Genomic DNA, 14976 nt, shown 5'->3' with positions numbered 1-14976 from the left:
TTTTATACTCCCTCATTAAAGTAAGGTTTTTCTCTTGTTTTCTCTGTTTTTCTCAGTATTTCAAATTTCAATAAGACTGCACTTTAATGGACTAACAGAACTTTATTTGTATTTTAGAGGAGGAGGACATAGTTAAATAAACCCTCTTCTTCTATTTTTTTACAAAAAAGGATAATATCTAGAAATATGGTCGCTATTGGATCCCACAATGTTCATGGCGGCACACCCTCCCATTTCTCACGGCGTCATATGAAAAATATGCGCATACATTCCTTCGTTCTGCCTATCCATGAAGTGGGGTCGGCGATGCTTTCTTGCGGGGTCATTGCCCAATAGTATAAATGCTTGCCGACTGCTCCTAGCTTCTGTTGTAAGTCTTCTTCAAATTGAAACAACTTTAAAATACTTCGACTACTAAGTGAATAAAAAATGAGAATTAAATATTGTCATCGATACTACTGTTTATGTTATATAAATCTTCGACTATTTTCTGCACCTAACTTCTTTTTGATCACTTTACCCTATCCTTTTAAGCAGCTTCTTGCATACTAAAATGAGGAATATCTTGTAACATTTTAGCTGGTTCAAACTCAATTTGTTTCTTTCCAATCGTAAATAAAATACGAATTAATTTACAACATATAGCGATGATAGACTGCTTCTTTTTTAATGGATTTTCATTTCGTGTAATAAAGTACTGATGTAGTGCCTTAAATGCAGGATTTTGAGCTACAAGAGGCAACACGACTTTAAACAATAGTGCCCTTAATTTAGGACGCCCTCGTTTAGTAATAATTGTTTGCCCTTTCCACTTTCCTGATGTAGCTAGTTTTAAGTTTAATCCTGCTAACTTAACAATTTGGTCGGGATGTGAGTACTTTTGTAAATCACCGACTTCTGCAAAAAAGGAGGCTACTGTAACTTGTCCAATACCTTTAATATCTCCCATCTCTCTCGCCCCTGGAACATCTTGTATGATGTTCTCTACTTCACTCCAGACGCTCTCTAATTGTTCTGAAAGAAGATCGTATTGGTCTAGTAAGCTTTTTAATTTTAACCTAGCTAGACTTCGCCCCTCTTTAATGCCTACTGAACGAAGGGCAACGTTTTTCAACTGAACAACCTTCTTTATTCCCACACCTTTTTTAACTTCTTTACGAATTTCAGCTAGAATTTCCAAGTCTTCACGCTCTAATAACTCATCAGGAAAAAGTCCCATTCTTAGAACTTGTAGAGAAGCTTTTCCATCCCACTTCCCAAAGACCGTTAAATATTCAGGAAAGAAACGGTCGAGCCATTGGTGAACTATATTTTTCACAGCTGTTAGGTCCTGTACCAATTGGTTATATAGGTTCATACCTTCACGTAAATCCGAGTATATACCTTCCGGTAAATTGGGCTCCGAATATCTTCCGCCCTCAATAAGTCTAGAGATAACTCTAGCATCCTTGAAATCATTCTTAGTAGGAGAATTGTCATCTAACTCCTTTGTTTGCTTAACATGAGCTGGATTAACTACAACCACCTTTTTTCCTTTTTCTTTTAGCCAATAAGCCAACGGAAGCCAATAATGTCCAGTAGGTTCCATCCCAATGATGACATCTTCCTTAGACTGTTTAGCTTTGATTTGATTTAACCAGTTTATGAAACCTTCAAAACCCTCATATGTGTTTAAAAATGTATGAGCTTTTCCAAATTGTATACCTCTATAATCTTGTGCTCTTGCGACATGCTTATGTTTAGCAATGTCAACCCCTATAATTAAGGTTTTTTCTGTAAGTTGCAGAATCTTGTCATTTTGTTTATACTTCATTTTATGTCCTCCTTTGGTTATTAAATGTCCTTTGCGCTGATCAGCTTGGACACTTTGTATCATACCAAGGAGGCTTATTTTATTCAAATCTCATTTTGCTTTAATACAGGAATGCTTTCTTATCTTTTTAAAAAAGAGGTTAACATTTAGTTAACCTCTTTAAAAGTCTATATAAACATCAATACAGTGGGGGTCTTACTGCCCGTTAATGCGGGATAAAAATGCTAAAACATTTTTGACTGCTTCCTCACCTTGATCAATACAATCTGGAATCCCTAATCCAGAGTAAGAGCTTCCTGCTAAAAAAACACCGGGTAGCTCTTCCTTCATGTTTTGTTTAATCGCTTCTATTCTATGTTTATGTCCAACCGTATATTGTGGCATTGAATCCTTCCATCTAGTAATGATAGAAAAGTCGGGTTTTGAAGAGATATTCATTGTTTTGCCTAGATCCTTAAGAACCACTTTGATTATTTCATCATCTGATTGTTCAACAATTGCTTCGTCCCCAGCTTTACCAACATAACACCGCAATAATACTTTTCCTTTAGGTGCTGAATGTGACCATTTTTTATGTGTCCAAGTACAAGCTGTAATAACATAGTCATTATTCCTTGAAACGACAAATCCAGTCCCATCAATATCTTTTTTTATAGCTGATTTTGGAAATGCCATGGCTACTGTTGCTACAGACGTAGATGGCATTGCTTTTAAAGAATCAAAAAAGCTGTAGTGTTCTAGCATAGATTGAGTAACATGATGCGGGGTGGCAAGAATAATACTATCAGCATGGATAATTTCACCATTATTAATCATTACCTTAAAACCTTGATCTCTTTTTTCGATTCTACCAACCCGAACACCTTTATAAACTGAACCTTCTACTAGTTTAGCTTCTACTCTTTCAACCAAGGATTGGAGTCCCGTTGTAACTGTTAAAAACATCCCTTTAGGTTTTGCAATACTTTCACTTTTTTTCGGTATAGAAGATGCAGCACGCTTCATACCTCGAATTAAACTTCCATGTTTTTGTTCTACCTGAAAAAATTGTGGAAAGGTTGCCATTAAGCTAAGGTGATCGATATCACCTGCATAAATTCCTGACAGTAATGGCTCTATAAGATTTTCAACGACCTCGTTACCAAGTCTTCTCCTAAAAAATTGGCCTAGTGAGAGATCACCAGCTGCTTTAGTAGGTGGTAACACAAAGTCTGCAGCAGCGCGCATCTTACCCATTGGAGAAAACAGTCCCGTAGAAATAAATGGTGCAATTTGAGTCGGTATTCCCATAATCGAGCCACCCGGCATGGGGTGGAGTCTCCCCTTAACGAGAACATAGGACTTGCCAGAAGAATTATAAACAAGCTTATCTTCTAGCCCTACTTCATGGATCAGTCTTGAAGCACTTTGTTTTCTAGCTAAAAAGGAATCCGGTCCTTTTTCAATGACAAAACCATCGTTTGTAGCGGTCTGAATTTTCCCACCTAGCCGATGACTTGCTTCTATTAATTTAACATCAAGTGAAAGTCCTTTATCCTTTGACTCCTTTTGTAAATAATAGGTTGCTGCTAATCCCGTAATGCCACCACCAATGACGACAACTCGACCTCGACCATTTACATCACTCACTTGTTCATCGCCTTCTTTTCAAGTTATAGATTATCCTTGTATAAAATCCCCCACTAATGTCAATTTAGTGGGGGAACTTTAAGTCAAAGCGATATTTAAGTCGCTTTCCAACAAATGAAATCAATCTTACTGCCCTATTTTTTTCAATACAACCGTAGCCAAGCAGTCGATAAACTCAAGTCTTGCATTAGGCATCCCTGGACGATAATAGTCTGCACCGATTTCGTCTGTAACAATTTTACATTCAGTGTCATTATCATATAATACTTCCAGATGGTCAGAAACAAAGCCTACTGGAATATATACAAATGACGTATATCCTTTTTTCTTATTTAAATCTCTTGTTAAGTCTTGAACATCTGGACCAATCCAAGGCTCAGGAGTGTTTCCTGCACTTTGCCAGCCAATTTCGTAATTCTTTATTCCTGCTTTTTTAGCAATTAAATCGGCTGTTTCCTGTAATTGCTGTGGGTATGGGTCACCAGCTACAATAATTTTCTCAGGTAAGCTATGTGCTGAAACAATTAGAACAGCCTTTTCTCGTTGTTCTTCAGTCATTAGTGAATAAGTATTCTTGACTTGATTTACCCAATAATCGATAAATTTAGGCTCTTGATACCAACTCTCTACGGAATGAATAGTTGGACCACCAAGTTTCTCCGCTTCTTCCTTAGCTCGTCCATTATAAGACTTTACACTAAACGTTGAGAAATGAGGAGCTAAAACAATACTTACTGCTTCTTCAATTCCATCTCTGTGCATATCAGCAACTGCATCCTCAACAAAAGGCTCAATATGCTTTAAGCCTAAATACATTTTAAACTCAATTACATCTTGACTACTATTTAAATGGTGCTCAAGCTTTTCAGCCTGTTCCTTAGTAATTGTAGCTAACGGCGAAATACCTCCAATCGCTTCATAACGATCCTTTAAATCCTGCAGCATCTCAGGCGACGGTTTTCTACCATGTCTAATATGAGTGTAATAACGTTCAAGGTCTTCTTCTTTATATGGTGTACCGTATGCCATTACGAGTAAACCCATCTTTTTCTTTGCCATCTAACACTACACCTCATTACAATTTAATACATTATTTTTTAGCTGTATATTCATGAACAAAAGAAGTTAAACGTTTTAATGTTTCAGGATTAACTTCTGGGAATACACCATGGCCTAAATTAAAGATATAACCTGGTTGTTTTATTCCTTCATCTAAAATTGCTTTTGTACGCTCTTCAATCACTTCCCATGTTGCTAAAAGAATGGCGGGGTCAAGGTTACCCTGAACTGTTTTGACGATACCTTTGTCTCTCGCTTCATTAACTGGTAAGCGCCAATCAAGGCCAACAACATCTAGTGGAAGGTCATGCCACTCTAATGCTAAATGACTTGCACCAACCCCAAACATGATTAAAGGTACGCCTTCCTCACGTAATTCTAAGAAAATTCGATTCATAATAGGTTTAATAAAATAACGATAATCCTCAACGTTAAGGGCACCAACCCATGAATCAAAAATTTGCACTGCTTTAACACCTGCTTTTATTTGTGCTTTCACATATGTAATCGTCATTTCTCCGAGCTTATTCATTAACGTAAACCAAGCTTTAGGTTCAGCATACATAAATGCCTTAGTTTTGTTATAGTTTCTCGACGGTCCACCTTCGATCATATATGATGCTAAAGTAAATGGCGCACCTGCGAAACCGATCAAAGGTACATTTAGTTGCTCTGTAGTTAGTAATTTTATTGTATCTAACACATATGCAACATCATCTTCAGGGTTAATTTCACCCAACTTTTCTACATCTTGGAGTGATTTAATAGGGTTGCTAATCACTGGTCCTATTCCAGACTTTATCTCAACATCTACCCCTAATGATGGTAGTGGAGTCATGATGTCTTTATATAAAATCGCTGCATCTACATTATACTGTTCGACAGGAAGTCTTGTTACATACGCACAAAGCTCTGGCTGATGTGTAATTTCAAATAAGGAGTATTTTTCTTTGATAGCACGATATTCAGGTTGAGAACGACCTGCCTGACGCATGTACCACACAGGTACATGGTTTGTAGCCTCTCCTCTACAGGCTTGTAAAAAAGTATCGTTAAACTGATTGCTCATAAATATCCACCTTTCCCTTATCCACAACAACTAATTATAGTATTCCGTTAATAAAGAAAAACTCGGCTGCACCATATTTCAGTGGTGGCCTAGTTATCTCTTTCATAAAAATCAAATACGCCTGGGTAAAGAATCTCTTGCCCATTTTTGATGTTTTTTTCGCACCTTCAACTATACCGTTTTCTCCTATAGTTGTATAGATAACACGCTCAAATGTCAAAAAATCGCCTCTTTTAATTTAACGCCCCCTTAAAAAAAATTCGGGGCGAGCAATATTTGATTCTATTCCTTCTTGGTCTGTTTGGGTATTATACGGAACCACACATATTGTAGGTAGAGAAAATATATTTACATTTTGAATTTCAAATTCTCCTTGACCTTTGACAGAGCCAATATAATTTAGACCATTAATCTCTTTTTCATAAATGCGGTATTCTACACGACTATCAATAGCAGGGGTCCAGTTTAACTGAATGGTGAATAACCCGAACGGTTTGAAGGTTAAGCTTGCTTGTAAATCAGTAACATCTTTAAGCCTAATTGGCGACTCCAATTCTTCGACATCGGCAGGAGTAGTAAAGGCGGTTGCTGTAGTCAATTCAGACTTTGTTAAGATATCTTTAAAAAGCTTTGTTGAATAGCCACTACCTTGATTTAAATAATGTTCTTCATCTGTGTGGTCATACCCCATCCAAACTGCACCCACAACACTTGGTGTGTAACCGACAAACCAGGCATCTTTTATTGCCCCTTCCTTATGAGGATAGTTAGTGGTACCTGTTTTACCAGCTAAAGCACCACCAAACTCTCCCGATCTCCCAGTTCCACTATTCACTACTGCTTCAAGCATTCTAGTCATATACCACGCAGTTTGCTTAGTAAATACTTCCTTCTCCTTTAGGCTAGGGGTTCCAACTACTTTTCCATTACGATCCACTATTTTACTAATAAAGTGTGGCTCTATCGTTTTCCCAGCAGCGGCAAATGCCCTGTACGCCCTTGCCATGTCTAGTGGCGATATACCTTGTTGTAAACCACCTAATGCAATAGATAAACCGTTATCAGGAATGGTAATACCAGATTTCCCTAAGTATTTCTTGCCTTTATCAATTCCTAATTCATTTAGCGTCCAAACAGCGGCAGCGTTTGCTGATTCAATTACAGCATCATACATTGAGATTTTGTCTTTGTAGATGTTATTATAGTTCCGGGGTTCATATTTTCCATATGATAACTTTTTATCTACAAGTAACGAATAGGGTCCAAATTCTTGTTCATCTAACGCAGGTCCATATACAGCTAGTGGTTTTAGTGTAGAGCCAGGCTGACGTCTAACAATTGATCTGTTTAAGCCTTTTTGAACATAATTACGCCCACCAATGATTGAGATGACACCGCCTGTTTTATTGTCTAGTAATACAAAAGCACCCTCTGCAAACTCATCTGTTCCCGGGAAGTAACTAGACTCTTGAAATAAATCATACGCAGTTTGCTGAACCTTTTTAATTAAAGGGACTGATATTGTATATCCACCCCTTAACAATTCCTCATTTGATAAAGAATAAACATCCTTTGCTTCAGCAAACACCATATCAACATAGGTTAATATAGAGGGGTCCTGTGTAAATTGTTGTACATCTAAAGAAATGGTTTTACCTTGAAAACGTACAGTTTCTTCAGCACTTAAGTACCCTTGTGACTGCATTAAGCTCAGTATCAAATCTCTTCTTTCCTTGCTTTTATCTACGTTTGTAATTGGAGAATACGTTGAAGGGGCTTTCGGTAGTGCTGCAAGCATTGCTCCTTCTTCCACGGTCAATTCAAATATCTCCTTGTTAAAGTACATCTTTGACGCTGTCTGAATACCATAGGCACCATGTCCAAGATAAATCCGATTCAAATACATTTCTAATAATTTTTTCTTACTATAGTTCTTTTCAAGATTAATTGCGATAATAACTTCCTTTGTTTTACGGAGCCACGTTTTATCATTTGTTAAGAATACATTCTTAGCAAGTTGTTGGGTGATTGTACTGCCACCTTCTACCTTTCCACCAGCAATTATGTCTTTATAAAGGGCCCGGAAAATGGATCTGACATCAATTCCATGATGTTTATAAAATCTTGTATCCTCTACTGCTATAAATGCTTGTTGTACATGCTCAGGAATATTATCAATAGAAACTAACTCTCTATTTTCATAATATAACTTGGTCAGTAGATTCCCACTTTTATCAACTAAACTCGTTGCGGAATTCATTACTAATTTTTTATCGTCTACAACATAATCACCAGCATAAAGAATCAGCATATATCCAAAAATCGCAAAAACGAATGTAAAAAGCATTGCTAATAAAGAAAGAATGAACTTTTTTTTCATTACTACAAACACCTCCTGAAATAGGTTGGTTCGATTTGACATATAAGTTAGTATTAATGTTAAAGTTTCACAGTATGTATGATTTGTGTAATATAAGTAAAATTTGTAAAAAAAATTAACTGTATGAATAGAAATAGTTAAAAGAGGTGTTTTATGATGAATGTTTATTTTACATTTGGAACTAGTGAGTACCTTGAATCCATTAAAAAAGCACATTCAAAGGAGGAGTTAGTATTATTTCAAACTGAGGATAATGCTCTACTTGTCCATGAAACTAAAGGAAACTCTATTTTTAATGAACCGAAGAAATATCAGGTCATCTATTCATCTGGACAATTTGAACTTGGAGGCTTCGCTGTTTTAAACAATATTCCCGTTAATGATGAAGGTCGACCTGTTTTTGAATATCGCTTTAAAAATAGTCCAGGATTAGTTGAACATGAACCAGGTTTTGTAGCTAAAAGAGTTTTGCGCCCGTTAAGTAGTGATACCTACGTTATCATGACATTATGGGAAAAAGAACAACACTTTTTGAACTGGCAACAATCGAAATCCTATGTGCAAGCACATAATAAACCTGGTACCTACGAAGGTATGGATCAACAAAAAACGATTTTTCCCCGTCCTTCCTATGTTACTAAATATTTCATACCAAAATTAAAGGAATAACTTTTAGGTAACATGAACCGTCAAAATATGGTGGTTTTTCGTTTTTCTTTCTATTCCCTCGTAAAATATACATTCAAACGGCAAATCTAATATTCTGACAATTTATTGTATATTTCCGTGGAAATAACTAAAAATTTGTCATTTTTTAAACTATTGGTACCACAGGTCGACAAATTACCCGCTCTTAAACTACTATATTTTTCACTACCTTACATGTTTTTCATTTCTTCATATTTTGTATTACATCTTCTGGGTATACGCCTTTCCCAAGTGATGAATTTTATATAGGAGGTTGAACTATATGATAATAGACCTGACTGCACTTCATTGGATATATGTAACTTTTATCTTTTTAATCATTGGATTTAGCAATCGAGGCTGGTGCTGCAACACTAATAAATTAACAACGCTTCCCGTGGTAGGAAGCGTTGTTTTATTAGTTTCTCTAGTCTAGAACTCCAATTAGTTCAACCATCTGTTCTTTTTCCAACGGGCCAATTATTTTTTTACGAACAATTCCATGTTTGTCTATCACATAAGTTGTCGGAATTGTGAGTATTTGGTATGTATCCGCTACATCTCCTTTGTTATCAAGTAAGACCGGGAATGTTAAACCGTACTCTTTTGCGAATACTCCTACGTCATCAGCTTTTTTTTCCGAAGTTGTTATATTTACAGCTACAATTTCTATATTATTATCTTGTTGTTCCTCATAAAATTCTTGCAGATCTGGCATTTCAGCTTTACATGGTGGACACCAAGTTGTCCAGAAATTCAAAAAAACAATCTTACCTAACATATTGGATAATTTCACTTTTTCTCCATCTAATGTTTGTAATGTAAAGTCAGGCGCCCTATTTCCTTCTTGAAGTCCTATTTTTCTGGTAGCAACTGACAAAGTACCTTCTGAATAAACTTCTTTTGCTATGCCATAGGAAGGATTATATTCATAAAATACTCCTGCTATCAATAATAGTGATGCGACTAATAATATATTCTTTTTCACACAAGCCCGCTCCTTAGATTTAATAGCATTCCATCTAAATATAATTAGGATTTTGTTATTTTTCTATGCTCATTATTTATAATCTCTACCTAACAGTGGCACTATACTAATTATCTAGCTATTAAAATTAGGAGGTATGTACTTTGGCAATACATGATGAATTTAAAGAAGCTATCTCTTCTTTGGATATCGCAGAAAGAGAACTTTATGATGCGCAGTCTAAAAATAATCCTGAGGAATTCAACCAGGCTCGGTACAAGTTAAATTTAGCACAATCGCTATTGAATAACCTTGATATAGATGAGCTTACAGATGACCAGCAAATAGCACGAGTAAGGCGGGCAAAAGAACATTTAAAGCATTTACTAGAAGCACAAATTTCAATTCAATAATAATTTTTCTATTATAAAAAGCCCTAACAATAGTCAGAGCTTAACCAAACAATAACTTTAATCCTTGATAACCAAAATAAATTCCGAATCCAATTAACGAAAACCCAGAAATGATAGAAATAATTGCTAAAACACCTGTGGATAGAAACTTTCTAAAACTACTGGATAATGCAGCCATCGATACATCCCAAATAACTAGTCCAAATATGATCGCACTGCTATATAATGCAAGTTGCTCCAAACTTGTTGTTGAAGCCGTTTTGACCAAAACCGAGCCATAAATCCCAAGCCAAAATAGAATTGTTAATGGATTACTTATGGCCATCAGAAAACCGGCAATAAATGATTATTTATAAGACTCTTCATTCTCTCTGTTATTTGTTGAAGAAATTTGGCCTAAGCCTTTTAAGCTTTCAACTCCGGTATATATTAGTACAAATGCACCAAATAGCCAAAGAAAAGTATTGACAAAAGGAATCTCTAACACGTGAATTATCCCTAAATAAACAACCATCATATAAGCAATGTCTGCAACTACAGAGCCTAGTCCTATAAGCCAGGCATTTACAAAACCATACTTAATCCCTCTGTCTAACTGAGCAGCATTAATTGGACCAATTGGGGCTGCCAAGGATATTCCTAGAAAGAAATAACTGATAAGTACACTCATTTGCCCCCACCTTTGTCGATTTGTAATAGTACTTGTACAAGTGTATTCAGCTAGTCCATGACATAACACACTTAATTTACGTTCATAAGTACATAAATAAACTCTACTTCAGGAAAAATACTTATGTTAAGGGGGCTTGCTAATGAGTAATCCTAAAGGTAAAACTTCTGAAAAAAATCTTAAATGGTGGCAATTGTCCTTGTTTGGAGTTGGATGTACAATTGGAACCGGCTTCTTCTTAGGTTCAAGTATTGCGATTATAAAGAGTGGTCCTGCGGTCTTATTCCTTTTTATAATTGCAGCCATAGGTACGTACCTCGTTTTTGATGCTCTTGCACGAATGACAGCTGCCGAACCTTTGGAAGGAGCATTTCGTTCCTATGCAAAAAAAGCCTATGGATCGTGGGCCGGGTTTTGTTCTGGTTGGGTGTATTGGTCTTCTGAAATGCTGATTATGGGGAGTCAGCTAACAGCTCTATCCATTTTCACTCGATTTTGGTTTCCGAATATTCCTTTATGGATTTTTGCATGTGTATATGCTACTTTGGGTTTAATTGTCATATTATTTGGGGCTAAAGGTGTTAATCGTTTTGAGAATATATTTGCTCTAGTAAAAATTTCGGCAATTGTGATGTTTATTGTGATCGCAATAGCAGCTATTATGGGGCTTTTTGATGTTACAAAAAGCATCTATGTACCTAATACAATGGCTAAGATTTTTCCACACAGCAGTATTCAAGTTTGGTCGGCATTAATTTTGGCGTTTTATGCGTTTGGCGGGGTTGAGGTCACAGGCTTAATGGCTGCCCAGCTTAAAAATCCAAAGGAGGCACCAAAGGCTGGAAAAGTGATGGTGTTTTTAATAACAACTATCTATCTGATTTCAATTACTTTAGCGGTTATAATGGTAAAATGGAATAATTTTTCCGTCGAAGAAAGTCCATTTGTTACTGCACTTAAAAACTATCACCTCCCATATGTTGAACATATTTTTAATGCTGCTTTAATAATTGCTGGGTTCTCAACAATGGTAGCTGCATTATATGGAGTAACAACAGTTCTAGTTACACTTGCTAAAGACGGGGATGCACCACCCCTTTTTGCTAAAAAAGGAAAGTTAAAGGTCCCTTTACCAACCTTCATTCTTTCAATTATTGGGTTAATATCGTCAATTGTTCTTGCCCTTATAATGCCTGATACAATTTATGAGTATATAACAACCGCTGCAGGATTAATGCTTTTATATAATTGGTTTTTTATCCTTTTGTCTGCAAAACGTTTACTACCAGGCACACTGTTAAAAAACATTAAATATATCAGTGGAATGGTAATCATTCTATTAGCAATTAGTGGTACATTATTTAGTAGTTCCAGTAGACCTGGTTTTTTTATTAGTATTGGCTTTGTCGGCACTATTGTTTTAGTTCTCTTTATAAAAGGACGTTTTAACAAAAAGGATAAACCTACGTCTGACAATAGCTCGCTATTCAAAAAGATCTAAAAATGTCAAAGTATCCTTCCATCACAAAAGGCTGACTTTAAAAGATAGTCAGCCTAGCTTTTGTTTACATGTCCTAGTCCAATCAAGATGAATTCTATAAGGTTAAAAATACTCAACTCAGGTTTCTGCAGTTGATTATTCTAATTTAATAAAAACTCCAACATACTCACTTGTATCCATATACGACTGTTCTTAATAGATTATTGCAAGGGATAATCCTCAATTCCCTCAGGCTCTACATTATATTTAATGCGAACGTTCTCACCTAGTTCACCCCAGTTACAGCCACTATTAACGAAGAGTAATACCAGAATGGCAATAAATCTATTCATAAAAACCCATCTCCTTTAGTATAGTTTTTTCAATACAATGCACCTAGATTACATGGATAATCATGTATACACTTCACCAGGATTTTTAGGGATAAGAATTCATCAAAATACATACATATATATGAAATTTAGTATATGATTAGAAAAAAGGAGGGAGAAAAAATGACTAGATTGATACCAATAGGTTACCTGGGTTCAATAATCCTTTTTTTATCTAGTATCGTTTACTTTTTTGCTGCAAACTGGGGATACTTTTCAAGATATGAAAAATTATCTTTATCTGTTGGAGCAATGATCCTATTTTATTTAGTTTCTTTTACATCCACAAAGCTTCTTTCACATCAACCGTTTTTAGGAAAGTGGTTTCTCGTTGCGGCAGCTATTTGCTTTGGAGTTAGTGTTGGATTAGTTGGGCAAATTTACAATTCCCATGCAGATAGTTATATGCTGTTTGTAGTATGGCTTTTACCAACTGTACTATTAGCTTTTATTACCAGATATACACCTCTTTGGATACTAAGCTATATACTTTTCCATCTTGCTTATTGGTTTTATATGTATCCATCTTCGTATTTCATTGTCCGCTCTAATTTTGAAGAGTGGGTTATTTACCTTGCGATTGGTGTGATAAATTTATTTTTGTTTGGATTGACCTTCACATCTTCTTATAACATTAAAACAATCAGATATTTATCATATTCTGTTGTACATCTGTCTTTAATAGGAATTAGTTTCTTCGAGCTTTTTGATCCTTATAGTGGCTGGACAAATATTTTATATATCTTTTTTGCTTTTATTTCCTATAGGCTTCTCACTAAAAACAGCGGTGATAAGGGGCTAACAATTATATTATTTACAATGGGAAGCCTCTATGCTTTTGCGAAGATCATCGAATTACCTATATTATTTCTAGACAATTTAGGGTTCTTTGCCATTCAACTAAGCGGTTCGATTGCTTCTATAATTTTAATAATTTGCGGAGTCCTTTTGGCAAGAAAAATAACTAGGAATGCTGGAGATGGTGTTAACAATATTCCAAAAAGAATTTTAATCGTAATTGTTACCATTATTGGTTCAATCATGTTTGCTTCTAGCTTCGGATCATTAATTTTCCTAATTTTCGAATCTGAATATGCAATAGTTACTGTTAGCCTTATCTTCATACTAGTTGGTTTACTTTTTCATAAACTTGAAGCAACTGCAAGACATACATTAATTATCATGGCCTTTTTCTCAGGTATGCTCGCTGCCATTTTCCTAAGTAGCTTTATCACCATACTTTATCTTGTGATTTCCCTTGTTACTTTCCTACTAATAAAAGATGGTGTAGTAAGATTAATAAGTTACACTTCTTTTATGGGATGTACTCTTTCTTTACTTTTAAATGAATTAGAACTTAGTGCCCATCTAGAACTTATATTACTTACATTTGCAATTGGAAATGGAGTTCTCACTTACTTAGCTAAAAACAGAAAAGATGTTTCACGTATAGGACTATTCTATTCTTTACTTTTTCTGTATTCATTAACGTTTTTAAACGAGGGTCTTTTAATTGAAATTTTCTATAGTGTATTATTTTTTGGAGTAGGGACGATCGTACTCCTTGATTATGGAAGAAATGAAAAGTTATTTGAGTTTAGACTTACAGTGGTCTTTTGGCTAGCCTTTCTAATTACAACCTATTACGACTTTGTTTGGTCACTACTTCACAAATCTCTATCATTATTTATTATAGGTTTACTATTTTTACTACTAACTCGTTTCTTTGATAAAAAAGAATCTGGATCATCCTTACGCACTGTATTTTCAAAAAAGCAGTGGTATTTAATTACTTCTGTCGTTCTTTTACAATTAAGTATTTTAGGCTACCAAGTTTTCTCAAATGAACAATTATTAAGTGAAGGTAAAGTGATAACACTTGAATTAGCCCCGGTCGATCCACGCTCACTTATTCAAGGTGACTACGTTCGTTTACAGTATGAAATTGGTGAACTTGAACTACCTGTGGAAAGGAATCAAGGTCGTGCTTATTTATTATTAAAAGAAAATAAGGATGGTATCTATCAAACGATTAAGGTCTTTAACAGGCAAATAGATCCTACTAAAATGAAGTTAGCTGAAGATGAAGTGATTATGACAGGAAAATACAATGGATATGATCAGATTATATTTGGCATTGAGAGCTATTTTGTACCTGAGGGCACTGGCTTAGATGTCGAAAGAAACGCTAAGCTTGCAAAGGTTGCCGTTTCTAAAAAAGGAGATTCAATTTTATTATCGGTTGAGTAGAAAGAAGCAGGGCGATTAACTAAGTAGTTCGGTTATGAAGTAGAAAACTCAATTTAACAAGTTAAATAACCAGCCAATTAACAAAATTTTTTAGAAAACTTAAAACGCAGAGGTTTTAACATTAAACCGTTTCGTTTTGAGGTACATAACGGAAAATTGACACTAGA

13 protein-coding genes and 1 pseudogene are annotated in these 14976 nt (G+C 35.4%); 5 read left to right on the top strand and 9 right to left on the bottom strand.

Translation table 11 applies throughout. From position 1 onward, the window contains the following. Window positions 1–529: 529 nt before the first annotated feature. The 6 genes from PY093_RS09410 to PY093_RS09385 all read right to left on the bottom strand — a co-directional run bounded on the left by PY093_RS09410 (window position 530) and on the right by PY093_RS09385 (window position 7950). The gene (locus tag PY093_RS09410; RefSeq protein ID WP_275645258.1) at window positions 530–1813 is read right to left on the bottom strand and encodes an IS110 family RNA-guided transposase; all 1284 of its coding nucleotides are present in this window, start codon (window positions 1811–1813) and stop codon (window positions 530–532) included. Window positions 1814–2008: 195 nt separating this feature from the next. After that, the gene (gene hemY, locus PY093_RS09405) at window positions 2009–3442 is read right to left on the bottom strand and encodes a protoporphyrinogen oxidase (protein WP_275645632.1); all 1434 of its coding nucleotides are present in this window, start codon (window positions 3440–3442) and stop codon (window positions 2009–2011) included. Window positions 3443–3568: 126 nt separating this feature from the next. After that, on the bottom strand, window positions 3569–4501 hold the full coding sequence (gene hemH, locus PY093_RS09400; RefSeq protein WP_275645631.1) for a ferrochelatase: 933 nt from the start codon (window positions 4499–4501) through the stop codon (window positions 3569–3571). A 31-nt stretch (window positions 4502–4532) separates the two neighbouring features. After that, the gene (gene hemE / locus PY093_RS09395) at window positions 4533–5570 is read right to left on the bottom strand and encodes a uroporphyrinogen decarboxylase (protein WP_275645630.1); all 1038 of its coding nucleotides are present in this window, start codon (window positions 5568–5570) and stop codon (window positions 4533–4535) included. Window positions 5571–5604: 34 nt separating this feature from the next. Further along, window positions 5605–5790 carry a hypothetical protein gene (locus PY093_RS09390; protein ID WP_275645629.1) on the bottom strand — a complete coding sequence of 62 codons (186 nt, stop codon included), beginning with the start codon at window positions 5788–5790 and terminating at the stop codon, window positions 5605–5607. An 18-nt stretch (window positions 5791–5808) separates the two neighbouring features. Beyond that, the gene (locus PY093_RS09385) at window positions 5809–7950 is read right to left on the bottom strand and encodes a transglycosylase domain-containing protein (protein ID WP_275645628.1); all 2142 of its coding nucleotides are present in this window, start codon (window positions 7948–7950) and stop codon (window positions 5809–5811) included. A gap of 156 nt (window positions 7951–8106) precedes the next feature. Here PY093_RS09385 and PY093_RS09380 point away from each other — a divergent pair, with 156 nt between their 5' ends. Next, entirely contained in the window at window positions 8107–8619 is a 513-nt protein-coding gene (locus tag PY093_RS09380; protein WP_275645638.1) for an antibiotic biosynthesis monooxygenase family protein, read from the top strand. A gap of 301 nt (window positions 8620–8920) precedes the next feature. After that, the gene (locus PY093_RS09375) at window positions 8921–9073 is read left to right on the top strand and encodes a hypothetical protein (protein WP_275645627.1); all 153 of its coding nucleotides are present in this window, start codon (window positions 8921–8923) and stop codon (window positions 9071–9073) included. Here the strand turns inward: PY093_RS09375 and PY093_RS09370 are convergent. Further along, a complete protein-coding gene (locus PY093_RS09370; protein WP_275645626.1) occupies window positions 9065–9625 on the bottom strand; it encodes a peroxiredoxin family protein in 561 nt (186 codons plus the stop codon). The genes PY093_RS09375 and PY093_RS09370 overlap by 9 nt on opposite strands. A gap of 143 nt (window positions 9626–9768) precedes the next feature. On the opposite strand from PY093_RS09370, the gene PY093_RS09365 reads away from it, so the two are divergent. Further along, window positions 9769–10017, top strand: a complete 249-nt coding sequence (locus PY093_RS09365) for a hypothetical protein (RefSeq protein ID WP_275645625.1) — start codon at window positions 9769–9771, stop codon at window positions 10015–10017. 40 nt (window positions 10018–10057) lie between these two features. Here the strand turns inward: PY093_RS09365 and PY093_RS09360 are convergent. Further along, window positions 10058–10687, bottom strand: a pseudogene (locus PY093_RS09360) (LysE family transporter). Window positions 10688–10829: 142 nt separating this feature from the next. On the opposite strand from PY093_RS09360, the gene PY093_RS09355 reads away from it, so the two are divergent. Then, window positions 10830–12188 (top strand): amino acid permease, encoded by a 1359-nt coding sequence (locus PY093_RS09355; RefSeq protein WP_275645624.1) that lies wholly within the window; start codon window positions 10830–10832, stop codon window positions 12186–12188. Between the two features lie 200 nt (window positions 12189–12388). On the opposite strand, the gene PY093_RS09350 is transcribed toward PY093_RS09355, so the two are convergent. Then, on the bottom strand, window positions 12389–12520 hold the full coding sequence (locus PY093_RS09350) for a hypothetical protein (RefSeq protein ID WP_275645623.1): 132 nt from the start codon (window positions 12518–12520) through the stop codon (window positions 12389–12391). A 162-nt stretch (window positions 12521–12682) separates the two neighbouring features. On the opposite strand from PY093_RS09350, the gene PY093_RS09345 reads away from it, so the two are divergent. Beyond that, on the top strand, window positions 12683–14809 hold the full coding sequence (locus tag PY093_RS09345) for a GDYXXLXY domain-containing protein (RefSeq protein WP_275645622.1): 2127 nt from the start codon (window positions 12683–12685) through the stop codon (window positions 14807–14809). Window positions 14810–14976: the final 167 nt, after the last annotated feature.

It is taken from the genome of Cytobacillus sp. S13-E01, assembly GCF_029193815.1.
Lineage (GTDB): Bacteria > Bacillota > Bacilli > Bacillales > Bacillaceae_L > Bacillus_BV.
This window is presented reverse-complemented; position numbering and strand designations above follow the sequence as displayed.